Origin of the sequence: Streptococcus mitis, from assembly GCF_946190375.1 — a bacterium.
In the GTDB taxonomy this organism is placed as follows: domain Bacteria; phylum Bacillota; class Bacilli; order Lactobacillales; family Streptococcaceae; genus Streptococcus; species Streptococcus mitis_CJ.
Map to the genome: position 1 here is coordinate 70,791 of NZ_CAMIAF010000006.1, position 24,572 is coordinate 95,362.

Here is a 24,572-nt window from a genome sequence, read left to right on the forward strand (position 1 = left end):
AACTGAAATAAAGCTATAAAACAAGATACACAAAGGATTTGAGGCAGTTGTCTCAGGTCCTTTTCTTTTGTCTAAAACAGAGGTATAGTTTAAAACTATATCAAAGCCTAATTTTTTACAATTATACAGACGCATTCTTTTCTGTTAAGATAGTTTCAACAACAAATTTTGGAGGACACATCATGTCAACTACAATCATCGGTTTCCCTCGTTTGGGCGAATTCCGCGAATTAAAATTTACAACTGAAAAATACTTTAGAAAAGAAATCTTAGAAGAAGAACTCCTTGCAGCAGCAAAGGACTTGCGTGCGAAACACTGGAACATTGTCAAAGAAAAAGGTATCACTGAAATTCCATCAAATGACTTTTCTCACTATGACAACTTCCTAGATGCAGCTTTCCTTTTCAACGTGGTACCTGCTTCAGTTCAAAACTTGGACTTGTCTGACCTTGAGCGCTACTTTGCTTTGGGTCGTGGTTACCAAGGAGAAAAAGGTGATGTTCGCGCCCTTCCAATGAAGAAATGGTTCAACACCAACTACCACTATATCGTGCCTAAATTTGAAAAAGACACTCAAGTTAAACTTGCAGGTCACAAGATTTTCGATGAGTTCCAAGAAGCAAAAGAGCTAGGATTAAACACTCGTCCTGTTCTTGTAGGTCCATTCACTTTCCTTCAATTGTCAGACTTTGAAGAAGGCGTGAAAGCAGAAGACTTTGTAGACAGCTTAGTGGCTGCTTACCAAGAAGTTTTTGCTAAATTGGCTGAACTTGGTGCAACTCGTATCCAATTAGATGAAGCTGCTCTTGTAAAAGATTTGACAGCTGAAGAAAAAGCTCTCTTCTTGAACCTCTACAACAAGCTTTTGGCTGACAAAAAAGGTCTTGAAGTCTTACTTCAAACATACTTCGGTGATGTTCGTGACGTTTACGCTGATCTTGTAAACTTGCCAGTTGATGCAATCGGTTTGGACTTCGTTGAAGGTAAGAAAACTCTTGAACTCGTTAAAGGTGGCTTCCCAGCTGATAAGACTCTTTATGCAGGTATTGTCAATGGTAAAAACATCTGGCGTAACAACTATGAAAAGAGCTTGGCTGTTCTTGAGCAAATCCCAGCTGAAAATATTGTTTTGACTAGCTCATGCTCACTTCTTCATGTGCCATTTACAACTGCTAACGAAGAATTTGAACCAGCTATCTTGAACCACTTTGCTTTCGCAGTTGAAAAATTGGATGAAATCCGTGATTTGGATGCTATCCGCAATGGTCAAGGTGCAGAAGCTCTTGCAGCTAACAAAGAACTCTTTGCGACTGAACGTGTTGGTGTTAATGCAGAACTTCGTGCGCGCATCGCTGGTTTGACAGACGCAGACTACACTCGTTTACCAGCCTTTGCAGAACGTGAAGCTATCCAAGAAGAAGCTTTCAAACTTCCAGCTCTTCCAACAACAACTATCGGTTCATTCCCTCAAACAAAAGAAGTTCGTGCTAAACGTTTGGCTTACCGTAAAGGTGAATTGTCTCAAGAAGAGTACGATGCTTTCCTTGCTGAAACGATCGACGAATGGATCAAATGGCAAGAAGATATCGACTTTGATGTCCTTGTTCACGGTGAATTTGAGCGCAATGACATGGTTGAGTACTTCGGTCAAAACTTGTCAGGTTACCTCTTCTCTGAAAATGGTTGGGTACAATCATACGGTATGCGTGGGGTGAAACCACCAATCATCTGGGGTGATGTAACACGTCTTAACCCTATCACTGTCAAATGGTCTAGCTATGCACAAAGCCGTACAAACAAACCTGTTAAAGGTATGTTGACTGGACCTGTTACCATCCTCAACTGGTCATTCCCACGTGAAGACATCTCTATCAAGGATTCTACTCTTCAAATCGCCCTTGCTATCAAGGATGAAGTGCTTGATCTTGAAGCTGCTGGTGTGAAAATCATCCAAATCGATGAGGCTGCTCTTCGTGAAAAATTGCCACTCCGTCGTAGCGACTGGTATGAAGACTACCTTGACTGGGCAATTCCTGCTTTCCGCTTGGTACACTCAACAGTAGCGCCAGACACACAAATCCACACTCACATGTGTTACTCAGAATTTACAGATATCATTCCAGCTATCGACAACTTGGATGCGGACGTTATCTCATTTGAGGCTAGCCGTTCAAACCTTGAAATCTTGGACGAACTCAAAGCGAAAAACTTCCAAACAGAAGTGGGACCTGGGGTTTACGATATCCACTCACCTCGTGTGCCAAATGAAGGCGAAATCGACCATACAATCGAAGCTATCCTTGCTAAAGTGCCAAGCAAGAAAGTTTGGATCAACCCTGACTGTGGTTTGAAAACACGTGGTATTCCAGAAACAAAAGAAAGCTTGATCCGCCTTGTTGAAGCAGCTAAAGCTGCGCGTGAGAAATTGTAAGATAAGGATTTCTCAAGAAGCGCTGTTTGGTCAATCTGCCTGTTTCACTTGGATTTCAGAGTCCAGCTAACTAAAAATCAACTAGAAAAGGATAAAGACTATGTCGCGCCAAACACCGTCACTCTCATTTGAAGTGTTCCCTCCCAACCCAGCCGTGGGTAATGATAAAATTATTTCTGCTCTTCAAGATATGCAGGAGTTGGCTCCCCACTTTATCAGTGTGACTGCCAGCAATAATAAATTTAATATCAAGGAAACGACGGTCCGTTTGGCTGATTTTATCCAAAATGACTTGGCGATTCCAACTATTGCTCACTTGCCAGCCATCTATTTGACTAAGGAAAAGGTTGCTGAAACCATTGCTGACTTGGACAAAGTTGGGGTGCAGAAAATCTTGGCTCTTCGTGGGGATATTATTCCAGATGTGGAACCACAAAAGGATTTCCGCTACGCAACGGACTTGATTGAGTTCATCAAGGAGCAAGCTCCTCACTTTGATATTGTTGGTGCTTGTTATCCAGAAGGACACCCAGATTCGCCAAATCAGATTTCAGATATTCAAAATCTTAAGAAGAAAGTGGATGCAGGTTGTTCGAGCCTTGTAACTCAGCTTTTCTTTGACAATGAGCGCTTCTATGATTTCCAAGACAAGTGTATCTTGGCTGGGATTGATGTTCCCATTCATGCAGGGATTATGCCAATTCTGAATCGAAATCAGGCTCTCCGCCTCTTGAAGACTTGTGAGAATATCCACCTTCCACGCAAATTTAAAGCCATCTTAGACAAGTATGAGCATGACCCTGAGTCGCTCAGAGCAGCAGGACTTGCCTATGCAGTGGACCAAATTGTGGACTTGGTAACTCAGGATGTGGCTGGTGTGCATCTCTATACGATGAACAATGCTGAAACAGCAAAATACATTCATCAAGCAACCCATGCCTTGTTTAATCATCAGTCCTTAGGATAATAAAAAGCAAACCATTCTTCTCAGGTGAGGGGAATGGTTCCTTTTTAATGGTAAAGACCGCACTTTTTAAGAAAAATATGATAAAATAGACTCTGTACGTACTTGATACAAAGATGAGGGTATTTAGGTTGTAGAAGTTTGTTTAAAGTTGATTATTTTTTAAACAAAATCTGATAATGTGTGTCTCAAAAAACACGAACGGAGTGAGTATTTAAAAGTTATTTCACGCTATCGTGGTATCTTAGATGATAACAATATTATTATCTAAGACGGGATTTTTGAGAGTAAAATTGTTCGGGAAACTATTTTAGCCTGAGCATAGAAATGAAAAGGCGAAGTAATTAAAAATTACCATTGAAATTCCATTGTATTTCTAAAATAATCCACTGGATAATTTTACCTCCCGTCCGCACTATTTCAGGGAAATATCAAAAAGATACTTAATTGAATTTTGGCTTCATTTCTTAGGAAAAAAGATAAGCTTTCTAGCGCTTGTCGAGTGCGGTGTCATCTTCCTATTTTTCTACAGAAATGTTCGGCAAGCCGAACCGTCCAAAATATCTTGAGCAATTGAACCCGGCCGAAAAGCTATGTAAAAAAGATAAACTGTCTTGTCTTCATCGAAGACTTCGTCAGTTTCCTATTTTTACTTTGCTTTTGACGTCCTTGGTATCTTGATCTTTGTAGGCAAGGCGTATAATTTCATCAATCCAAAGGGGATTAAAATGACAAAACAAGTGTTTCAAACGACTTTTGCGGGTCGTGAGTTAATTGTAGAGACTGGTCAGGTTGCCAAGCAGGCAAATGGCTCTGTTGTTGTACGTTACGGTGAGTCAACTGTCTTGACTGCGGCCGTGATGTCTAAGAAAATGGCAACTGGGGATTTCTTCCCTCTCCAAGTCAACTACGAAGAAAAAATGTATGCAGCTGGGAAGTTTCCTGGTGGCTTTATGAAACGTGAAGGACGTCCTTCAACGGATGCGACTTTGACAGCGCGTTTGATTGACCGTCCAATCCGACCAATGTTTGCGGAAGGTTTCCGTAATGAAGTGCAAGTGATTAACACTGTGCTTTCTTATGATGAAAATGCCTCTGCACCAATGGCTGCTATGTTTGGTTCATCATTGGCATTGTCTATTTCAGATATTCCATTTGACGGACCTATCGCTGGGGTGCAAGTTGGCTATGTGGATGGTCAAATCATCATCAACCCTACGCAAGAACAAGCAGAGCAATCGCTCCTTGAATTGACAGTAGCTGGTACCAAACACGCCATCAACATGGTAGAATCTGGTGCTAAAGAATTGTCAGAAGAAATCATGTTGGAAGCTCTCCTTAAAGGGCACGAAGCAGTTAAAGAATTGATTGCCTTCCAAGAAGAAATCGTTGCAGCAGTTGGTAAAGAAAAAGCAGAAGTAGAATTGCTTCATGTGGATGCTGACTTGCAAGCTGAAATCATCGCAGCCTACAACAGCGACCTTCAAAAAGCGGTTCAAGTAGAAGAAAAATTGGCTCGTGAAGCTGCAACTCAAGCAGTTAAGGACCAAGTGACTGCAGTTTACGAAGAAAAATATGCAGACCACGAAGAATTTGACCGTATCATGCGTGATGTGGCTGAAATCTTGGAACAGATGGAACACGCTGAAGTGCGCCGTTTGATCACAGAAGATAAGGTACGTCCTGATGGTCGTAAGGTCGATGAAATCCGTCCTTTGGATGCGGTTGTTGACTTCCTTCCTCGTGTGCATGGTTCTGGTCTCTTCACTCGTGGACAAACTCAGGCCCTTTCAGTCTTGACCTTGGCTCCGATGGGAGAAACTCAAATTATTGATGGTTTGGATCCAGAGTACAAGAAACGCTTTATGCACCACTATAACTTCCCTCAATATTCTGTAGGGGAAACTGGTCGTTACGGTGCGCCAGGTCGTCGTGAAATCGGTCACGGTGCTCTCGGTGAGCGTGCCCTTGCTCAAGTCTTGCCAAGTTTGGAGGAATTCCCATACGCTATCCGTCTAGTAGCAGAAGTCTTGGAATCAAATGGTTCTTCTTCTCAAGCTTCTATCTGTGCGGGAACGCTTGCCCTTATGGCTGGTGGTGTGCCAATCAAGGCGCCAGTAGCTGGTATTGCTATGGGACTTATCTCAGATGGAAATAACTACACAGTCTTGACAGATATTCAAGGTTTGGAAGACCACTTTGGAGATATGGACTTTAAGGTTGCGGGTACTCGTGACGGGATTACAGCCCTTCAAATGGATATCAAGATCCAAGGGATTACTGCAGAAATCTTGACTGAGGCTCTTGCCCAAGCCAAGAAAGCACGTTTTGAAATCCTTGATGTGATTGAAGCTACCATTCCAGAAGTTCGTCCAGAATTGGCTCCAACTGCTCCAAAAATTGATACCATCAAGATTGATGTGGACAAGATTAAGATTGTCATCGGTAAGGGTGGAGAAACCATCGACAAGATTATCGCTGAAACAGGCGTTAAGATTGATATCGACGAAGAAGGAAATGTGTCTATCTACTCTAGTGACCAAGATGCTATTAACCGTACTAAAGAAATTATTGCTGGTTTGGTCCGTGAAGCCAAAGTAGATGAAGTTTACCGTGCTAAAGTCGTTCGTATCGAGAAATTTGGTGCCTTTGTTAACCTCTTTGATAAGACAGATGCCCTTGTTCATATCTCGGAGATGGCTTGGACGCGTACCAATAATGTCGAAGACTTGGTAGCAATCGGGGATGAAGTTGATGTTAAGGTTATCAAGATTGATGAAAAAGGACGTGTGGATGCTTCTATGAAAGCCCTTCTTCCTCGTCCTCCAAAACCTGAACGTGATGAAAAAGGCGAAAAGTCTGAGAGACCTCACCGCCCACGTCATCACAAGGACCACAAACCTAAGAAAGAATTTACAGAAACACCAAAAGATTCAGAATAAGAAAAGGAGAAATGTATGGGATGGTGGCGCGAAACCATTGATATCGTAAAAGAAAATGATCCAGCGGCCCGCACCACTTTGGAGGTTTTGCTGACTTATCCAGGTGTCAAGGCCTTGGCGGCCCACCGTCTTTCGCATTTTCTCTGGAAGCATGGCTTCAAACTCTTGGCTCGTATGCACAGTCAGTTTTGGCGCTTTTGGACTCAGATTGAGATTCATCCAGGGGCCCAGATTGATTCAGGTGTCTTTATCGACCATGGTTCTGGCTTGGTGATTGGAGAGACAGCTATCGTTGAGACGGGAGTTCTCCTCTATCATGGGGTGACTCTTGGGGGAACAGGGAAAGACTGTGGCAAACGCCATCCGACGGTTCGAAAGGGAGCCTTGATATCAGCACATGCCCAAGTTATTGGTCCTGTAGAAATCGGTGAAAATGCCAAAGTCGGTGCAGCAGCAGTTGTCGTGGCAGACGTGCCTAGTGATGTGACGGTTGTCGGTATTCCGGCTAAGATTGTCCGTGTACATGGTAAAAAGGATGAGCCGGCCATTCACGAAGTCGAAGAAAAACGAGAGTACTACGTCAATAAACTCGAGCAGGCTAAAGAAGCCAGTCACAAATCGTCTGGGTTGTAGAGGATACCTATATGATTCAAGCAAGAAACAAGTTAAGCCAAGAGGAGCTATCTGAGGCGAAAAAACTAATTAACTGTTGCCAAAACTATGACGGTACCTATCGTGATCCCTATCTCTCTAACATGCTTAATTTTGACCCAAACATGCCCGCCTTTTTCCTTTATTATGAAAAAGGCGAACTTGTTGGTCTCTTAACTGTCTATGCAGATGACCAAGATGTAGAAGTGACGATACTGGTTCATCCAGATCATCGCCGTCAGGGAATTGCGCGTGCGTTGTTTACTAGTTTTGAGAGAGAAACAGCTTCTTTCTCTATTTGTTCAGTCACTTTTCAGACAGAGCGTGTTTTTCTAGAACGTCATCCTGATTTTATCAGCAACTGGGGCTTGGTCGAGGATGAAGATACAGAAACTTGGTTAGGTAAGGGTAGAAGACCTTATCCGTTAGCAAAGGTTTCCAATCTTGAAGTTTTGTTAGCAGATAGTTCGTATCAGGAGAAAATTAGTCAGTTAAAATTTCAGGCATTCTCAGAGGAACATGAGTCTAGAGAGATTGTGGATAGATATGTCGCTGAAGCTCTGAAGGATCCAGAAAGTCGCTTATATATTTTGTTAAAAGACGGTCAGGTTATTGGAACTTGCACGGTAGATTTATCGACTAATACGAATTACTTCTACGGTTTAGCAATATCTGAACCTGAACGTGGGAAAGGCTATGGAAGCTACTTAGCAAAATCCCTTGTCAACCAACTAATTGAGCAAAATGATAAGGAATTTCAGATTGCAGTAGAAGATAGCAATGTAGGTGCCAAACGTTTGTATGAAAAAATTGGCTTTGTCAAACAGACTCAGGTGGTTTATCTGAATGAGAAAGGAGCAAGGGATTCCGAAGTGTAGAGAGATTCGGACTGAAATTCAATTGAACTCTTAGTGACGAAACTAACAGTTCTTGGATTTTAGCTTTCCTGATTATGATTTATGATTGAAATCTATGACACCATGTCTCGTGATTTGCGAGAATTTGTCCCGATTGAGGACGGTAAGGTCAAGATGTATGTTTGTGGGCCAACTGTGTACAACTATATCCACGTGGGGAATGCCCGCTCAACAGTGGCTTTTGATACGGTTCGTCGCTATTTTGAGTACCGTGGGTATGAGGTTGCCTATATTTCCAATTTTACAGATGTAGATGATAAGATTATCAACCGTGCCAAGGAAGAGGGCATCACTCCTCAGGAGGTTGCGGACAAGTACATCACTGCCTTTCGTGAGGATGTGACAGCCTTGGGCGTCAAACCTGCGACCCGCCATCCGCGTGTGGTGGAGTTTATGGCTGACATCATCCGCTTTGTGGAAGATTTGATTGAAAAAGGCTTTGCCTACGAGAGTCAAGGGGATGTTTACTTCCGTGTGGAAAAATCTCACAACTATGCCAAATTGGCTAATAAAACCTTGGAAGATTTGGAGCTGGGTGCTTCAGGTCGTACCGATGAAGAAACAGCTCGTAAGGAAAATCCTGTAGACTTTGCCCTCTGGAAATCTGCCAAATCAGGCGAGATTTCTTGGGACAGTCCTTGGGGACCTGGTCGTCCGGGCTGGCACATCGAGTGTTCGGTCATGTCAACAGAGATTTTGGGCGATACCATTGATATCCACGGTGGCGGAGCCGACCTAGAGTTTCCACACCACACCAATGAAATTGCCCAGTCAGAAGCCAAAACAGGTCAGACCTTTGCCAACTACTGGATGCACAATGGCTTTGTCAATATCGATAATGTCAAGATGTCCAAGTCCTTGGGTAACTTTATCACAGTGCACGATGCCCTCAAAAACCTCGATGGTCAAGTTCTTCGTTTCTTCTTTGCGACTCAGCATTACCGCAAGCCTATCAACTTTACCGAAAAGGCAGTGCGTGATGCAGAGACAAATCTCAAGTATTTGAAGAACACTTATGAGCAACCATTTACAGGAAAAGTGGATGTCAAAGAGTTACAAGCCTTTAAAGATAAGTTTGTGGCGGCTATGGATGAAGATTTTAACGCTGCCAACGGTATCACAGTTGTTTTTGAAATGGCCAAATGGATTAACTCAGGTAATTATGATGCAAGTGTTAAGGAAGCTCTTGCGGATATGTTGGAAGTCTTTGGGATTGTCTTTGTTGAGGAAGTTTTGGATGCAGAGATTGAAGACTTGATCCAAAAACGCCAAGAAGCGCGTGCCAATCGTGACTTTGCGACAGCGGACCAGATCCGTGACCAATTGGCTGCTCAAGGGATTAAGCTCCTTGACACCAAAGATGGAGTGAGGTGGACACGTGATTGATGTCAATCTCATTAACGGGATTGCGTTAGCTTTTGAGGGAGACGCGGTGTATTCTATGTATATTCGCCGTCACCTCATCCTCAAAGGTATGACCAAGCCCAATAAACTCCACCAAGAGGCAACCAAGTATGTCTCAGCCAAGGCTCAGGCTCGCTTGATTTCCCTTATGTTAGAGGAGCAAGTCCTGACGGAAAAAGAAGAAGAAATCTACAAACGTGGTCGCAATACCAATAGCCACACCAAGGCCAAAAATGCTGATGTGGTGACTTATCGCATGTCCACAGGTTTTGAAGCCGTGATGGGCTATCTTCATATGACAGAAAATTTGGAACGTCTTGAGAGCTTGATTTCGTGGTGCATCCAAAAAGTGGAGGGCTAGGGCATGATGGCAAAAGAACTACAAGACTGGTTTCCTGAAGCTCAGATTTCAGACCAACCAGTAGAGAAAGAAGGATATCTTACTCTCCCTTTAGCTTCTCAGCAGTGGATTTTGCTGGAGGTAGCTGGGCTCAGCGAGCGTGAAAAGCAGTTGTTTGCTCTTTTGACCCAGCAGGAGCAATCTAGTTCGCTCAATCCTTGGTATTCTTATCTGGTTGAGGGGAAGGGACAGGCGCCGAAAACTTTTAAAAAGATTCAGTTGGTTTATTGTCATCTTTCCTATTTTCAGCAGGAAAATCTAGCTTCTTGGCTGGATATGATGAGGACTCTTTTTCCTAACTGTCAGACAGTGCTTCAGGTCGGAGCCCAGGATTATGTTTTCGTACTTCAACAAGATAAATACACCTCTGTACGAGCTATTTTAAGTGATACGATTGAAGCGGTTGAGTATGACTTTGGACTGCGTCTCTCTATCGTGTTGGGCCAGGTTTGGTCTCAGACAGGAAATCAAGCCCTATCAGACTTAATCAAAGCGGAGCGGGATTTATTTAAGACCTGGTGGCGTCAGGGTCACCAAGGTGTTCATACTTTTTCTCAGCTCTATCTTTGGAGTATGGGAGAAAGGCTTGTGGATTTGAGAGTAATCAAGGAATATCTCCGCCAGATGATTTTGGATCAAGACCAAATTCAGGAAATCATTCTCTCCCTTTGGGAAAATAGTGCTGTTCTCACTAAAACAGCCCAGCAACTCTATCTGCACCGCAATTCTCTCCAATACAAGATTGACAAATGGGAAGAATTGACAGGCCTTCAGTTGAAAGAATTGACCGACCTGACCCTGTGTTATCAATTGATTTTACCAGATATTTTATAAAGTTTTGTGCAAGTTGCACAGAACTTTTTTATTTTTTTGGTCATCTTGCCATAGAAATGTAAAGCGTTTTCATCTATAATAAAACTATCAAAAGACAAAAGGAGTTCACCTCATGGTAGAATTGAATCTTAAAAACATTTACAAAAAATATCCAAACAGCGAACATTATTCAGTTGAAGACTTCAACTTGGACATCAAAGACAAAGAATTTATCGTTTTCGTAGGTCCTTCAGGATGTGGTAAATCAACAACTCTTCGTATGATTGCTGGTCTTGAAGACATCACAGAAGGTACTGCATCTATCGATGGCGTGGTTGTCAACGACGTAGCTCCAAAAGACCGTGACATCGCCATGGTATTCCAAAACTACGCTCTTTACCCACACATGACTGTTTATGATAACATGGCTTTCGGTTTGAAATTGCGTAAATACAGCAAGGAAGACATCGACAAACGTGTGCAAGAAGCAGCTGAAATCCTTGGATTGAAAGAATTCTTGGAACGTAAACCAGCTGACCTTTCAGGTGGTCAACGTCAACGTGTTGCCATGGGTCGTGCGATCGTTCGTGACGCAAAAGTATTCTTGATGGACGAACCTTTGTCAAACTTGGATGCCAAACTTCGTGTATCAATGCGTGCTGAAATCGCTAAAATCCACCGTCGTATCGGAGCTACAACTATCTACGTAACTCACGACCAAACAGAAGCGATGACACTTGCAGACCGTATCGTTATCATGTCAGCAACTAAGAATCCTGCTGGTACAGGTACTATCGGACGTGTTGAACAAATCGGTACTCCTCAAGAAGTTTACAAAAACCCAGTTAATAAATTCGTAGCAGGATTCATCGGAAGCCCAGCTATGAACTTCATCAATGTGAAATTGGTTGGAAGCGAAATTATTTCAGACGGTTTCCGTTTGAAAGTTCCAGAAGGAGCATTGAAAGTTCTTCGCGAAAAAGGCTATGAAGGTAAAGAATTGATCTTCGGTATCCGTCCAGAAGACGTGAATGCAGAACCTGCTTTCCTTGAAACATTCCCAGAATCAGTTGTCAAAGCTACTATCTCTGTATCAGAATTGCTTGGTTCAGAATCTCACCTTTACTGCCAAGTTGGTAAAGACGAGTTTGTTGCAAAAGTTGATGCTCGTGACTACTTGCAAACAGGCGCAACAGTTGAACTTGGATTTGACTTGAACAAAGCACATTTCTTCGATGTAGAAACTGAAAGAACAATTTACTAAGATAAATAAAACTCAAAACACTGCTAGAGAAATCTGGCAGTGTTTTTGAGTGTTTGCGTAGAAAAAACTCCTGGGAAATTCCAGGAGAATGTAGTTGGTTATTTGAACTTGAATCCTTCGTAAATAAGCTCTGCTTTTGGATTTTGTTTTTTAATCTGTTTGGCCAGTGACTTCATCATAGAGAGAGGACCACACATATAGACGCTTGCCTGTTCGGGCACTTCTTTTTGTTCAAAATTAAGATAGCCGTATTTCCTACTGTCTACTAGATGGAGTTCAAAATTAGGATTTTTCTGAGCATAGTCACGGAGCAAATCAAGGTAGACCGCATTTTCTTCTCCACGGAAGCTATAGTAGAAGTGAACCTGTTTATCTAAAATAGGATGTTCACGGATGTAAGAGATAAAGGGGGTGATCCCAATGCCTCCAGCAATCCAAATCTGATTTTTTCTTCCTTCTTCTATGATCATATGTCCGTAAGCTCTGTCTACGGTTACTTTGCTGCCGACTTGAAGATTGTCATAGATATTCTTGGTATGGTCGCCTGAATTTTTGACAGTAAAGTAAAGAGTTTGACCATGACCTCCTGAGATAGAAAAGGGATGCGGAGCACTTTCAAAACCTTCTTGGAAAATCTTTAGGAAGGCAAATTGTCCTGATTGATAGTTGAAAGGTCTACTAAGACGGATTTGAATTTCTCTAGTATCGTGATTTAAGCGTTTGAGCTTGGTAATTTTTCCTAGATAGGGGAAGGAAATCTTTTGATAAAGGAAGATGATATAAAAACCAGCCAGTAAGCCTAAAAGGGCATAGCTACTAACAAGAAAACTTAGAAGATTAAATGTGAGGAGGCGATTGCCCATCATCATGTAGACGTGAAAGAGTCCAAAAATATAGGCCAGGTAAACCAGACGGTGAATCCATCGCCAAGCTTCGTATTGGATGTATTTGCCTAAATAGGCGACAAGGATGATGCTGATAAAGATATAGATTGCAAGGTTGCCAAACTGAGCAGCTAAGCGAGAGCCCCACAAACCGCCCATACTAAAGTTATGAAAGATGAGTAGAATGATGGATAGAAAGGCTGTGAATTTGTGGGCAGTGTAGACCTTCTCCAAACCGTGAAACCAACTTTCTAGTAGTGGAAGACGAGTGGCTAGGATAAAAGTCAGAGATAGGCTTGTTAAAGCTAGCCCTGGAATCATGAATTGGGGAGAAGTGTTCATCCAAGTCAACATAGTCAAGATAAAACTAGCTATGATAAAGAGTAGTCCTTTGATTGATTTCATAGAAAATTCCATTTCATTTAGATTTAATTTGTTGTAAATAAATTTGTTACATTTTATCATAGAAAAAGTATGGTGTCAAATTGGGGTCTATAAATGTTTACTCTCATCAAAAAAAACTCTCCAATTTAACTGGAGAGTTGCTGTTTATTCTGTAGCTTGTTGCCAACGTTTGGCTAGCATATGAGACAGGCTCGAAATTGCTAGGTTGAAGCTGAAGTAGATGAGGGCAATCAGGATATAAAGACTGAAGACTTGCTCTGGCTCGAAATAACGGCCCATGAGAATTTGGCTGGCTCCAAAGAGCTCTTGTAGGGCGATAACAGAGTAGAGAAGACTGGTATCCTTAATCACGGTTACAAACTGAGAAATAATGGCTGGCAGCATTTTGCGGATGGCTTGTGGAAGAATAATATGGTAGAGGATTTGTGCAGAAGTAAATCCTTGTGACATTCCTGCTTCGTATTGCCCCTTGTCTACGGCATTGAGACCACCTCGGATAATCTCAGCTAGGGCTGCTGAGGTAAAGAGAGTAAAGGCAGTGATTCCTGCTGGAGTGGACTTCATCTTGAAAACCAAAAAGATAGTAAAAATCCAGAGGAGGTTGGGAACGTTACGCACAAACTCGATATAAATGCTGGAAATAATGCGCAAGATAGGATTTTTGCCATTTCTCATGACAGCTAGAACCGTACCGATGATGGTAGAGAGGATGATGGCAATCAGAGAAATATAGAGGGTCAAGCCAAATCCTTTAAAGATAAAGACTAGGTTATCTGGGGTCAAAACTTCTAAAATGGATTCCATAGTAACCTCCTAAAGTGAATAGGCTTTTTTATTAGCTTGTTCCATCTTGCGACCAAACTGGGCAACAGGGAAGCATAGAGAAAAGTAGAGAAGGGCAGCGCCTAGAAAGGCTGGAATGTAGTTTCCGTTAAGTGCTGACCAAGACTTGGTCACAAACATCAAGTCGACTCCAGAAATGATAGCGACTGTCGATGTATTCTTAATGAGGTTGACGATTTGGTTAGTCAAAGGTGGGAGAATGATACGGAAAGCCTGAGGCAAGATAATCAAGCGCATAGCACTGATATAGGTAAAACCTTGCGATAAGGCAGCTTCCATCTGACCGCTAGGAATAGATTGAATACCTGAGCGAATCACCTCAGCGATATAGGCGCCGTGATAGAGTCCCACGCAGAGAACAGCCGTCCAATAAATCGAAATCATGATGGTGTGGTCACTGATAAGGGGTAGACCATAAAAGACGATAACAAACTGCACCAAGAGGGGAGTGTTTTGGTAAAATTCAACAAAGATGCGAGCCATAATGCGCAAAATTGGACGTTTGCTGGTTGACATAGCTCCAAAGAAGATACCCAAAACCATGGCTAGGATAAAGGATCCAATCGCTAGGGCAAGGGTGAAGAGGAAACCATTGAAAAATTGTCCAAAATCCTGAAAATAGGCTGTCCAAGATGATAAATCTGTCATAGGGTGTCCTCCTTAATCTGCAGTATGGCTAGATGGTTTAAGTTTGTAACGATCATAAAGTTTTTGCAAACTACCATCCTTGCTCCATTTAGTGACCAAGTTATCAAGATAGTCGTTGAGCTCGGTATTTGATTTCTTGGTAACGATACCGTAGTCAGATGGCTTGAAACTATCATCTAGTAGTACTGTGCGCTTGCTGATGTAGCCAGACAGAATCGAGCGGTCAACGGAAAAGGCATCTATACGATGAGCGTGCAGGGAAGTAATCAATTCTGGGTAGGAACCAAGTTCGACGAATTTAAACTTCAGACCTTTCTTTTTACCCAGTTCAGTAATCAGGCGTTGGGTGATGGAACCTTGGGCGACTCCGATGGTTTTGCCGTTTAGGTCCTCGACGCTTTTGATTTTGGCAGACTTATTGACCAAAAAGCCAGAAGCGTCGGTGTAGTAAGGGCTGGTAAAGTTGTAGAGTTTTTTGCGTTCGTCTGTGATGGTAAAGGTCGCGATATCCATATCGACCTGTTCATTGTCTAGAAGGGGTCCACGGGTTTGTGCGGTAACAGGCACATAGCGAACCTTGACCTTGAGCTCATCAGCTACCATCCTGGCCAAGTCAGTTTCGATACCAGAATAGGTTCCTGTCTTGGGATCCTTGTAACCGAAATTGGGAACGTCTTGTTTCACACCAACAACTAGCTCGCCTCTCTTTTGAATGTCTGCGACACTAGTATCAGCCTGGACTGGTTTTGCAGTAGCAAGGCCGAAAAGGATAATCAATAATGCTGATAAAAAGAATTTCTTTTTCATAGGCGCCTCCTTATTTGACTTTGTCACTTTCGTGGTTGATGATTTTGCTGAGGAATTGTTGGGCACGAGGTTCGCTTGGATTGTCGAAAAAGTCATCGACATCGGTCGTATCTACCAAAACTTCTCCGTCAGCCATAAAGATAATGCGGTCCGCAACTTCACGGGCGAAGCCCATTTCATGGGTCACGACAATCATATTCATACCATCGTGGGCCAATTTTTGCATAACTGCTAGAACATCGCCGATGGTTTCAGGGTCTAGGGCAGATGTTGGCTCATCAAAGAGGAGGAGTTCAGGATGCATAGCGAGGCCACGTGCAATGGCAATCCGTTGTTTTTGTCCACCAGATAGCATGGCTGGATAAGAATCTTTTTTGTCCCACATATTTACAAATTCCAGATATTTTTGAGCTGTTTTTTCAGCTTCTTTTTTATCAATTCCTAGAACTTTTATGGGTGCGAGTGTTACGTTTTCTAACACTGTTTTGTGCGGATAGAGGTTGAAATGCTGGAAAACCATGCCAACTTCCTTGCGAAGAGGTACCAAATCTTTCTGGCTGGCACCAGCAACTTGGTGACCATTTACTAGAAGACTTCCTTTGTCTACAGCCTCCAAACCATTGATGGTGCGGATAAGAGTGGACTTCCCAGAACCAGAAGGTCCAAGGAGGACAACGACTTGCCCTTTTTCAAAACGGAGATTGATGTCGCGGAGTGCGTGGTAGTCTCCGTAATATTTTTCGACGTGTTCAAATTCTACTAAAGCCATAAGGAATCTCCTTTGTGTTAGATTTTATAACACGATTTTACACCAAAAGATTTTTCTTGTCAAATCATATCTTAAAAATTCACTAAAATTTTATAAAAAAGCATCTGGATAGAGAAAAAGCCTAAATCATGTTATAATGAAGCAATAGAATTCTTAGAAAGAGTGGATGTCTTTTTGATAACACCTACTTATAAATGGCAATTTGCCCCGCAGGTTGAAGATGCGGATTTTACAAAGATAGCCAAGAAGGCTGGACTGGGTCCTGAGGTGGCTCGGTTATTATTTGAAAGAGGGATTCAGAACCAAGAAAGTCTGAAGAAGTTTTTAGAACCTTCCTTGGAGGACTTGCATGACCCTTATCTGCTCCATGATATGGACAAGGCAGTGGAACGGATTCGTCAGGCCATTGAAGAAGGGGAAAATATCCTCGTTTACGGTGATTATGATGCGGATGGTATGACTTCGGCTTCTATTGTGAAGGAAAGTTTGGAACAGCTTGGTGCTGAGTGCCGTGTTTACTTGCCCAATCGTTTTACTGATGGATATGGTCCAAATGCTAGTGTTTATAAATACTTTATCGAGCAAGAAGGGATTTCTTTGATTGTGACGGTGGACAATGGGGTTGCTGGTCATGAGGCTATTGAATTGGCCCAGTCTATGGGAGTAGATGTCATTGTGACCGACCATCATTCTATGCCTGAAACCCTGCCTGATGCCTATGCCATCGTTCACCCTGAACATCCAGATGCGGATTATCCTTTCAAATATTTGGCTGGTTGCGGAGTGGCCTTCAAGCTGGCTTGTGCCCTTTTAGAAGAAGTACAAGTGGAATTGCTTGATTTGGTCGCTATTGGTACCATTGCTGATATGGTTAGTTTGACAGATGAGAACCGTATCTTGGTTCAGTATGGTCTGGAAATGTTGGGACACACTCAGCGTATTGGTCTACAAGAAATGCTAGACATGGCTGGGATTGCTGCCAATGAAGTGACAGAAGAGACGGTTGGTTTCCAGATTGCCCCTCGTTTAAATGCCTTAGGTCGCTTGGACGATCCCAATCCTGCCATTGATTTGCTGACTGGGTTTGATGATGAGGAAGCGCATGAGATTGCTCTCATGATTCATCAGAAAAACGAGGAGCGTAAGGAAATCGTCCAGTCTATCTATGAAGAAGCCAAGACCATGGTGGATCCTGAGAAGAAGGTTCAGGTCTTGGCCAAGGAAGGCTGGAATCCTGGAGTTCTAGGAATCGTGGCTGGTCGTTTGTTAGAAGAACTAGGGCAGACAGTTATTGTTCTCGATATAGAAGACGGTCGTGCCAAGGGCAGTGCTCGTAGTGTGGAAGCAGTAGATATTTTTGAGGCTCTGGATCCTCATCGCAACCTCTTCATCGCCTTTGGTGGCCATGCTGGTGCGGCTGGCATGACGCTGGAAGTTGAGAAACTCTCAGATTTATCTCAGGTTTTGGAAGATTATGTCCGTGAAAAAGGTGCAGATGCTGCTGGCAAGAACAAGTTAAATCTAGATGAAGAACTGGATTTGGAAGCACTTAGCTTGGAAACAGTCAAGAACTTTGAACGTTTGGCACCTTTTGGAATGGATAATCAGAAACCTGTCTTTTATATCAAGGATTTTCAGGTCGAAAGTGCTCGTACTATGGGAGCAGGAAATGCCCATCTCAAGCTGAAAATTTCCAAGGGTGAGTCGAGTTTTGAAGTGGTGGCCTTCGGACAAGGTAGATGGGCAACAGAATTTGCTCAAACCAAGAGTCTAGAGTTGGCAGTCAAATTGTCTGTCAACCAATGGAATGGCCAAACTGCCCTGCAGTTGATGATGGTGGATGCGCGTGTGGAGGGTGTTCAACTTTTTAACATCCGTGGGAAAAATGCAGTCTTGCCAGAAGGGGTTCCAGTCTTGGATTTTGCTGGAGAACTGCCAGATATAGCGACTAGTGAAGCTGTTGTCGTAAAAACTATTCCTGAAGATATTACCCTGCTGAAGACCATTTTTCAGGAACAGAATTTCTCTGCTGTCTATTTCAAAAATGACATTGATAAGGCCTATTATCTGACAGGTTATGGGACTAGAGATCAGTTTGCCAAATTGTACAAGACTATTTACCAGTTCCCAGAGTTTGATATTCGCTACAAACTGAAGGATTTGGCAGCTTATCTTAATATTCAACAAATCTTACTGGTCAAGATGATTCAAGTATTTGAAGAGCTAGGCTTTGTGACCATCAAAGATGGGGTCATGACAGTCAATAAAGAAGCACCAAAGCGAGAGATAGGAGAAAGTCAGATTTACCAAAATCTCAAACAAACCGTCAAAGACCAAGAAATGATGGCGCTGGGAACTGTGCAAGAAATTTATGACTTTTTAATAGAAAAAGAGTAGACGTAGGAAAGAGTTGGGCAACCAGCTCTTTTTTGAAAACGAATCTTCATTTTGAAAATCATCAAAAAAATGGTATAATGGTAGGAAAAGATTCGGCTAAAAGTAATAGTGGTTTTAGAATAAAAGGGAAAGTAACCCTATAATCAAGATAAACAAAGCTTTCGGAGGAAAAATGAGTAATATCAGTTTAACAACACTTGGTGGTGTACGTGAAAACGGGAAAAATATGTATATCGCTGAAATCGATGGATCTATTTTCGTTTTGGATGCAGGTCTGAAATATCCTGAAAATGAACAACTAGGGGTGGATGTAGTCATTCCAAACATGGACTACCTTTTTGAAAATAGCGACCGTATCGCAGGGGTCTTCTTGACCCACGGACATGCGGACGCCATTGGTGCTCTGCCTTATCTCTTGGCTGAAGCCAAGGTGCCTGTATTTGGCTCTGAATTGACCATTGAGTTGGCCAAACTCTTTGTCAAAGGAAATGACACAGTTAAGAAATTCAATGATTTCCATGTCATTGATGAGAATACGGAGATTGATTTTGGAGGGACTGTGGTGTCCTTCTTCCGTACGACCCACTCTATCCCAGAAAGTCTGGGTGTGGTCTTGAAGACAGCTGAAGGTAGTATCGTTTATACAGGTGACTTCAAATTTGACCAGACAGCTAGTGAATCTTATGCGACAGACTTCGCTCGCTTGGCAGAAATCGGTCGTGATGGAGTTCTAGCTCTTCTTAGTGATTCAGCCAATGCAGATAGCAATATCCAAGTGGCTAGCGAAAGTGAAGTTGGGGACGAGATCACTCAAACCATTTCGGACTGGGATGGTCGTATCATCGTTGCGGCAGTAGCCAGCAACCTCTCTCGTATCCAGCAGGTGTTTGACGCTGCGGATGCAACAGGCCGTCGTGTGGTCTTGACAGGATTCGATATTGAAAATATCGTCCGTACTGCTATTCGTCTTAAGAAATTGTCTCTAGCTAACGAGAGTCTTTTGATTAAGCCAAAAGATATGTCTCGCTTTGAAGACAATGAGTTGATTATCCTTGAGACAGGTCGTATGGGTGAGCCTATCAACGGCCTTCGCAAGATGTCGATTGGTCGCCACCGTTATGTGGAAATCAAGGACGGTGACTTGGTCTATATCGTAACGACTCCATCTATCGCCAAAGAAGCGGTCATGGCGCGTGTGGAAAACATGATTTACCAAGCTGGTGGGGTTGTCAAACTGATCACTCAAAGCTTGCGTGTGTCAGGTCACGGAAATGCGCGTGACTTGCAATTGATGATTAATCTCTTGCAACCTAAGTATCTCTTCCCAATTCAAGGGGAATACCGTGAGTTGGATGCCCATGCTAAGGCTGCTATGGCCGTCGGGATGCTGCCAGAACGCATATTCATTCCTAAAAAGGGAACCAGCATGGCTTATGAGAATGGGGACTTTGTCCCAGCTGGCGCGGTTTCGGCAGGGGATGTCTTGATTGACGGGAATGCCATTGGTGATGTTGGAAATGTGGTTCTTCGTGACCGTAAGGTCTTGTCAGAGGACGGTATTTTCATCGTAGCAATCACCGTTAACCGCCGTGAGAAGAAAATTGTGGCCAAGGCTCGTGTTCATACGCGTGGATTTGTTTATCTTAAGAAGAGCCGGGATATTCTCCGTGAAAGTTCAGAATTGATTAACCAAACGGTAGAAGACTATCTTCAAGGAGATGACTTTGACTGGGCAGATCTTAAAGGGAAGGTTCGTGATAATCTGACCAAGTACCTCTTTGACCAAACCAAGCGTCGTCCAGCTATTTTACCAGTGGTGATGGAAGCGAAATAATCTTTGAAATAAATAGAGAGAAAGCTGAGTTTTGGCTTTTTCTTATCGGAAAATAGAAGGAGAAAATCATGGCAGTAATGAAAATCGAGTATTACTCACAAGTCTTGGATATGGAGTGGGGAGTGAATGTCCTCTACCCCGATGCCAATCGAGTGGAAGAACCAGAGTGTAAAGATATTCCCGTCTTGTACCTCTTGCACGGAATGTCTGGTAATCATAATAGCTGGCTCAAGCGGACTAATGTAGAACGCTTACTTCGGGGGACTAATCTCATTGTCGTTATGCCCAATACTAGCAATGGTTGGTACACTGATACTCAGTATGGTTTTGATTATTACACAGCTCTGGCAGAGGAATTGCCAGAGGTTTTAAAACGCTTCTTCCCTAATATGACTAGCAAGCGTGAAAAGACCTTTATCGCTGGTCTCTCTATGGGAGGTTACGGCTGCTTTAAACTGGCTCTTGCTACAAATCGTTTCTCTCGTGCAGCTAGCTTTTCAGGCGCCCTTAGTTTTCAAGATTTTTCTCCTGAAAGCCAAAATCTGGGGACACCAGCTTACTGGAGAGGTGTTTTTGGAGAGATTAAAGATTGGACAACTAGTCCCTATTCGCTTGAAAGTCTGGCTAAAAAATCGGATAAAAAGACCAAGCTGTGGGCTTGGTGTGGCGAGCAGGATTTCTTGTATGACGCCAATAATCTAGCAGTGAAAAATCTCAAAAAACTAGGTTTTGATGTGACCTATAGCCATAGTGCTGGAACTCACGAGTGGTACTACTGGGAAAAACAATTGGAACGTTTTTTAGCAACCCTACCAATTGATTTCAAATTAGAAGAGAGATTGAGTTAGTTTGAACTCCAGCATAGGGGTAGTAGAACTAAAATAAAATATGTTTTCACTAGACTTTTCAAACGAAAGTAGTAGAATAGTAATAAGATACTGGAGGAAAGAGAGTAGGAAATGTACCGTTATCAAATTGGCATTCCCACATTAGAATATGATCAGTTTGTCAAAGAACATGAATTAGCTAATGTATTACAAAGCAGTGCTTGGGAAAAAGTGAAATCTGATTGGCAACATGAGAGATTTGGTGTCTATGAAGAGGGGAAGTTACTGGCTGTGGCTAGTATTCTCATAAAATCTCTGCCTTTAGGCTATAAAATGTTTTATATTCCAAGAGGTCCTATATTGGATTACAGGGATATAGAACTTTTAAAGTTTGTCCTGCAGTCCATTAAGTCTTATGCTCGCAGTAAGAGAGCGGTTTTTGTGACTTTCGATCCAAGTATTTGTCTATCTCAATATTTAGTCAATCAAGATAAGATAGAATATCCTGAAAATCTTGCTATTGTTGAGATTTTAGGGCAATTAGGAGTGAAATGGTCTGGGCGGACAACCGAGATGGATGACACCATTCAGCCTCGTATTCAGGCGAAAATATATAAGGAAAATTTTGAAGAAGATAAACTTTCTAAATCAACGAGGCAAGCTATCCGAACAGCACGAAACAAAGGGCTTGAGATTCAATATGGTGGACTGGAACTATTAGATTCATTTTCGGAGTTGATGAAAAAAACTGAGAAGCGAAAAGAGATTCATTTAAGAAACGAAGCTTATTATAAAAAATTATTAGATAACTTCAAAGAAGATTCCTATATCACGCTAACGAGTTTGGATGTTTCTAAGCGTTTAAGAGAATTAGAAGAACAGTTAGAAAAAAATAGAGTAGTTGCAGAAAAATTTAATGATGCCACCAAACCTTCAAAAATTCAGGAAAATATAAAAGAAAAAGAACGTTTAGAAGAGGAAATAGATTTCTTGCAGGGATATATGAATATGGGAAAATCAAACATTCCGTTAGCGGCTACTTTGAGTTTGGAATTTGGTATTACCTCTGTCAATCTATATGCTGGTATGGATGATGATTTTAAACGTTACAATGCACCAATTTTAACTTGGTATGAAACGGCTCGCTATGCCTTTGAGCGAGGTATGTTGTGGCAAAATTTAGGTGGTGTTGAAAACTCTCTCAATGGTGGACTTTATCATTTTAAGGAAAAATTTAATCCAACGATTGAAGAATATTTGGGAGAATTTACAATGCCTACCCATCCTCTCTATCCTCTGTTAAGACTTGCTCTTGATTTCCGTAAAACATTAAGAAAAAAACATAGAAAGTAAGTATATGGCACTAATTACACTCACGAAAGAAGAGTTTCAAGCTTATTCTGATCAGGTTTCTTCTCGTTCCTTTATGCAATCGGTCCAGATGGGGGACTTGTTAGAAAAAAGAGGGGCTCGAATTGTTTATCTTGCTTTGAAACAAGAAGGAGAAATTCAAGTTGCAGCTCTGGTTTATAGCTTGCCCATGCTGGGTGGTCTGCATATGGAGATCAATTCGGGGCCGATTTATACCCAACAAGATGATCTTCCAGTTTTTTATGCGGAGTTAAAAGAATATGCCAAGCAAAATGGTGTATTAGAGTTGCTTGTAAAACCTTATGAAACTTATCAAACTTTTGATAGTGAAGGTAATCCGATAGATGCTGAGAAAAAAAGTATTATTCAAGATTTGACTGATTTAGGTTATCAATTTGATGGATTGACAACAGGTTATCCAGGTGGAGAACCAGATTGGTTATACTATAAAGATTTGACTGAATTAACTGAAAAGAATTTGCTTAAAAGTTTTAGCAAAAAGGGTAAACCCTTGGTGAAAAAGGCTGAAACGTTTGGCATTCGGTTGAAAAAGTTAAAACGTGAAGAACTATCGATTTTTAAGAATATAACAAAAGAAACCTCTGAACGTAGAGAATACAGTGATAAAAGTTTAGAATATTATGAGCACTTTTATGATTCATTTGGAGAACAAGCGGAGTTTCTCATAGCAACCTTGAATTTTTCGGACTATATGAGCAAATTGCAAGGTGAACAAAGTAAACTAGAAGAAATCTTGGACAAGTTGCGACTTGATTTGAGCAAAAATCCTCATTCTGAGAAAAAACAAAATCAACTGAGAGAATATTCTAGTCAATTTGAAACGTTTGAAGTTAGAAAAGCAGAAGCGCGAGACTTGATTGAAAAATATGGAGAAGAAGATATTGTTTTAGCCGGGAGTTTATTTGTTTATATGCCTCAGGAAACGACTTATCTCTTTAGTGGTTCTTACACTGAGTTTAATAAGTTCTATGCCCCTGCACTGCTTCAAAAATATGTTATGTTGGAAAGCATAAAACGTAGAATACCTAAATACAACTTCTTAGGCATTCAAGGGATTTTTGATGGTAGTGATGGTGTTTTGCGTTTTAAACAAAATTTTAATGGCTATATTGTACGTAAATCAGGAACTTTCCGTTATCATCCATCACCTTTAAAATACAAAGCTATTCAGTTATTCAAAAAAATATTAGGACGTTAAGATGAAAAAGTCAGTATTTAGTTTTCTTTCAGCTTGTTTTAGTAAAATAGACTTTATTTGCTAGAAAGGTGGAGAGACATGCGCTGGCTTTTTCGTTTGATAGGGGCTTTCTTTTCTTTTATTTGGCGTTTGTTTTGGCGCCTGGTTTGGATTGTTTTGCTTTTATGCACTCTTGCTTTTGGATTTCTCTGGTATCTGAACGGGGATTTTCAAGGAGCGCTGAAGCAAGCAGAGCGGTCAGTAAAGATTGGTCAACAAAGTATCGACCAATGGGAAAGAACAGGGCAACTGCCTAAGTTGAACCAGACAGATAGCCACCAGCATTCTGAAGGAAGGTGGCCACAGGCTTCTGCTCGTATTTACTTGGATCCCCAGATGGATTCACGCTTTCAAGAAGCTTATTTAGAAGCAATCCAGAATTGGAATCAAACTGGTGCTTTTAACTTTGAAATTGTGACTGAGTCCAGCAAGGCGGATATCTTGGCTACTGAGATGAACAACGGAAACACTCCTGTGGCAGGAGAGGCAGAAAGTCAGACCAATCTCTTGACGGGGCAATTCTTGTCTGTAACGGTGCGCCTGAATCATTATTATTTGTCCAATCCTAACTATGGCTATTCCTTTGAGCGTATTGTCCATACGGCAGAACATGAGTTGGGGCATGCAATTGGCTTGGACCATACAGATGAGAAGTCTGTCATGCAACCAGCAGGTTCCTTTTATGGTATCCAGGAAGTGGATGTTGCAAACCTTCGAAAAATATATGAGACTACTGAGTAGG

At 41.9% G+C, this 24,572-nt stretch carries 20 protein-coding genes; 15 read left to right on the forward strand and 5 right to left on the reverse strand.

Going from position 1 to position 24,572, the window contains the following annotated elements; genetic code table 11:
- Positions 1-182: 182 nt before the first annotated feature.
- The 9 genes from metE (at position 183) to N8M09_RS04140 (ending at position 11,787) form a co-directional block, all read left to right on the forward strand.
- A complete protein-coding gene (gene metE, locus N8M09_RS04100) occupies positions 183-2,432 on the forward strand; it encodes a 5-methyltetrahydropteroyltriglutamate--homocysteine S-methyltransferase (RefSeq protein WP_261063995.1) in 2,250 nt (749 codons plus the stop codon).
- A gap of 100 nt (positions 2,433-2,532) precedes the next feature.
- Positions 2,533-3,399, forward strand: a complete 867-nt coding sequence (gene metF / locus N8M09_RS04105; RefSeq protein WP_261063997.1) for a methylenetetrahydrofolate reductase [NAD(P)H] — start codon at positions 2,533-2,535, stop codon at positions 3,397-3,399.
- A 725-nt stretch (positions 3,400-4,124) separates the two neighbouring features.
- On the forward strand, positions 4,125-6,338 hold the full coding sequence (gene pnp, locus N8M09_RS04110; RefSeq protein ID WP_261063999.1) for a polyribonucleotide nucleotidyltransferase: 2,214 nt from the start codon (positions 4,125-4,127) through the stop codon (positions 6,336-6,338).
- 15 nt (positions 6,339-6,353) lie between these two features.
- Complete coding sequence (gene cysE / locus N8M09_RS04115; RefSeq protein WP_261064000.1) at positions 6,354-6,971, forward strand: serine O-acetyltransferase; 618 nt, start codon at positions 6,354-6,356, stop codon at positions 6,969-6,971.
- 11 nt (positions 6,972-6,982) lie between these two features.
- Positions 6,983-7,867, forward strand: coding sequence for a GNAT family N-acetyltransferase (locus N8M09_RS04120; protein WP_261064001.1), 885 nt, complete (start codon positions 6,983-6,985; stop codon positions 7,865-7,867).
- 81 nt (positions 7,868-7,948) lie between these two features.
- Positions 7,949-9,292 carry a cysteine--tRNA ligase gene (gene cysS, locus N8M09_RS04125; RefSeq protein ID WP_261064003.1) on the forward strand — a complete coding sequence of 448 codons (1,344 nt, stop codon included), beginning with the start codon at positions 7,949-7,951 and terminating at the stop codon, positions 9,290-9,292.
- Entirely contained in the window at positions 9,285-9,671 is a 387-nt protein-coding gene (locus tag N8M09_RS04130; RefSeq protein ID WP_000567927.1) for a Mini-ribonuclease 3, read from the forward strand. The genes cysS and N8M09_RS04130 overlap by 8 nt, the downstream gene beginning before the upstream one ends.
- Before the next feature lie 3 nt (positions 9,672-9,674).
- Positions 9,675-10,544 (forward strand): PucR family transcriptional regulator, encoded by an 870-nt coding sequence (locus tag N8M09_RS04135; protein ID WP_261064005.1) that lies wholly within the window; start codon positions 9,675-9,677, stop codon positions 10,542-10,544.
- Positions 10,545-10,656: 112 nt separating this feature from the next.
- On the forward strand, positions 10,657-11,787 hold the full coding sequence (locus N8M09_RS04140; protein WP_261064007.1) for an ABC transporter ATP-binding protein: 1,131 nt from the start codon (positions 10,657-10,659) through the stop codon (positions 11,785-11,787).
- Between the two features lie 98 nt (positions 11,788-11,885).
- Here N8M09_RS04140 and N8M09_RS04145 read toward each other — a convergent pair whose 3' ends face one another.
- From N8M09_RS04145 to N8M09_RS04165, 5 genes are all read right to left on the reverse strand, one after another.
- Positions 11,886-13,076 (reverse strand): ferredoxin reductase family protein, encoded by a 1,191-nt coding sequence (locus tag N8M09_RS04145; protein ID WP_261064009.1) that lies wholly within the window; start codon positions 13,074-13,076, stop codon positions 11,886-11,888.
- A 144-nt stretch (positions 13,077-13,220) separates the two neighbouring features.
- Positions 13,221-13,880, reverse strand: coding sequence for an amino acid ABC transporter permease (locus N8M09_RS04150; protein ID WP_261064011.1), 660 nt, complete (start codon positions 13,878-13,880; stop codon positions 13,221-13,223).
- Between the two features lie 9 nt (positions 13,881-13,889).
- Positions 13,890-14,567, reverse strand: a complete 678-nt coding sequence (locus N8M09_RS04155) for an amino acid ABC transporter permease (protein WP_261064013.1) — start codon at positions 14,565-14,567, stop codon at positions 13,890-13,892.
- A gap of 12 nt (positions 14,568-14,579) precedes the next feature.
- Entirely contained in the window at positions 14,580-15,374 is a 795-nt protein-coding gene (locus tag N8M09_RS04160; RefSeq protein WP_261064016.1) for a transporter substrate-binding domain-containing protein, read from the reverse strand.
- Positions 15,375-15,384: 10 nt separating this feature from the next.
- A complete protein-coding gene (locus tag N8M09_RS04165) occupies positions 15,385-16,143 on the reverse strand; it encodes an amino acid ABC transporter ATP-binding protein (RefSeq protein ID WP_001229569.1) in 759 nt (252 codons plus the stop codon).
- A gap of 174 nt (positions 16,144-16,317) precedes the next feature.
- Here N8M09_RS04165 and recJ point away from each other — a divergent pair, with 174 nt between their 5' ends.
- From recJ to N8M09_RS04195, 6 genes are all read left to right on the forward strand, one after another.
- Positions 16,318-18,540 (forward strand): single-stranded-DNA-specific exonuclease RecJ, encoded by a 2,223-nt coding sequence (gene recJ / locus N8M09_RS04170; RefSeq protein WP_261064017.1) that lies wholly within the window; start codon positions 16,318-16,320, stop codon positions 18,538-18,540.
- 172 nt (positions 18,541-18,712) lie between these two features.
- Entirely contained in the window at positions 18,713-20,374 is a 1,662-nt protein-coding gene (locus tag N8M09_RS04175) for a ribonuclease J (RefSeq protein WP_261064019.1), read from the forward strand.
- Between the two features lie 68 nt (positions 20,375-20,442).
- Positions 20,443-21,222: an alpha/beta hydrolase gene (locus tag N8M09_RS04180; protein ID WP_261064021.1), complete on the forward strand. Its 780-nt coding sequence runs from the start codon at positions 20,443-20,445 to the stop codon at positions 21,220-21,222.
- A 111-nt stretch (positions 21,223-21,333) separates the two neighbouring features.
- Positions 21,334-22,554 carry a peptidoglycan bridge formation alanyltransferase MurM gene (locus tag N8M09_RS04185; protein ID WP_261064023.1) on the forward strand — a complete coding sequence of 407 codons (1,221 nt, stop codon included), beginning with the start codon at positions 21,334-21,336 and terminating at the stop codon, positions 22,552-22,554.
- Between the two features lie 4 nt (positions 22,555-22,558).
- Entirely contained in the window at positions 22,559-23,791 is a 1,233-nt protein-coding gene (gene murN, locus N8M09_RS04190) for a peptidoglycan bridge formation alanyltransferase MurN (RefSeq protein WP_261064025.1), read from the forward strand.
- A gap of 78 nt (positions 23,792-23,869) precedes the next feature.
- Positions 23,870-24,571 (forward strand): M57 family metalloprotease, encoded by a 702-nt coding sequence (locus N8M09_RS04195; protein WP_261064027.1) that lies wholly within the window; start codon positions 23,870-23,872, stop codon positions 24,569-24,571.
- Position 24,572 lies beyond the last annotated feature (1 nt).

Coding starts and splice junctions, on each gene's coding strand:
- N8M09_RS04135 (WP_261064005.1), top strand. CDS start 9,675: ATGATGGCAAAAGAACTACAAGACTGGTTTCCTGAAGCTCAGATTTCA.
- cysE (WP_261064000.1), top strand. CDS start 6,354: ATGGGATGGTGGCGCGAAACCATTGATATCGTAAAAGAAAATGATCCA.
- N8M09_RS04180 (WP_261064021.1), top strand. CDS start 20,443: ATGGCAGTAATGAAAATCGAGTATTACTCACAAGTCTTGGATATGGAG.
- N8M09_RS04145 (WP_261064009.1), bottom strand. CDS start 13,076: ATGAAATCAATCAAAGGACTACTCTTTATCATAGCTAGTTTTATCTTG.
- N8M09_RS04165 (WP_001229569.1), bottom strand. CDS start 16,143: ATGGCTTTAGTAGAATTTGAACACGTCGAAAAATATTACGGAGACTAC.
- N8M09_RS04155 (WP_261064013.1), bottom strand. CDS start 14,567: ATGACAGATTTATCATCTTGGACAGCCTATTTTCAGGATTTTGGACAA.
- N8M09_RS04185 (WP_261064023.1), top strand. CDS start 21,334: ATGTACCGTTATCAAATTGGCATTCCCACATTAGAATATGATCAGTTT.
- N8M09_RS04160 (WP_261064016.1), bottom strand. CDS start 15,374: ATGAAAAAGAAATTCTTTTTATCAGCATTATTGATTATCCTTTTCGGC.
- metE (WP_261063995.1), top strand. CDS start 183: ATGTCAACTACAATCATCGGTTTCCCTCGTTTGGGCGAATTCCGCGAA.
- murN (WP_261064025.1), top strand. CDS start 22,559: ATGGCACTAATTACACTCACGAAAGAAGAGTTTCAAGCTTATTCTGAT.
- cysS (WP_261064003.1), top strand. CDS start 7,949: ATGATTGAAATCTATGACACCATGTCTCGTGATTTGCGAGAATTTGTC.
- N8M09_RS04195 (WP_261064027.1), top strand. CDS start 23,870: ATGCGCTGGCTTTTTCGTTTGATAGGGGCTTTCTTTTCTTTTATTTGG.
- N8M09_RS04175 (WP_261064019.1), top strand. CDS start 18,713: ATGAGTAATATCAGTTTAACAACACTTGGTGGTGTACGTGAAAACGGG.
- metF (WP_261063997.1), top strand. CDS start 2,533: ATGTCGCGCCAAACACCGTCACTCTCATTTGAAGTGTTCCCTCCCAAC.
- pnp (WP_261063999.1), top strand. CDS start 4,125: ATGACAAAACAAGTGTTTCAAACGACTTTTGCGGGTCGTGAGTTAATT.
- N8M09_RS04120 (WP_261064001.1), top strand. CDS start 6,983: ATGATTCAAGCAAGAAACAAGTTAAGCCAAGAGGAGCTATCTGAGGCG.
- N8M09_RS04140 (WP_261064007.1), top strand. CDS start 10,657: ATGGTAGAATTGAATCTTAAAAACATTTACAAAAAATATCCAAACAGC.
- N8M09_RS04150 (WP_261064011.1), bottom strand. CDS start 13,880: ATGGAATCCATTTTAGAAGTTTTGACCCCAGATAACCTAGTCTTTATC.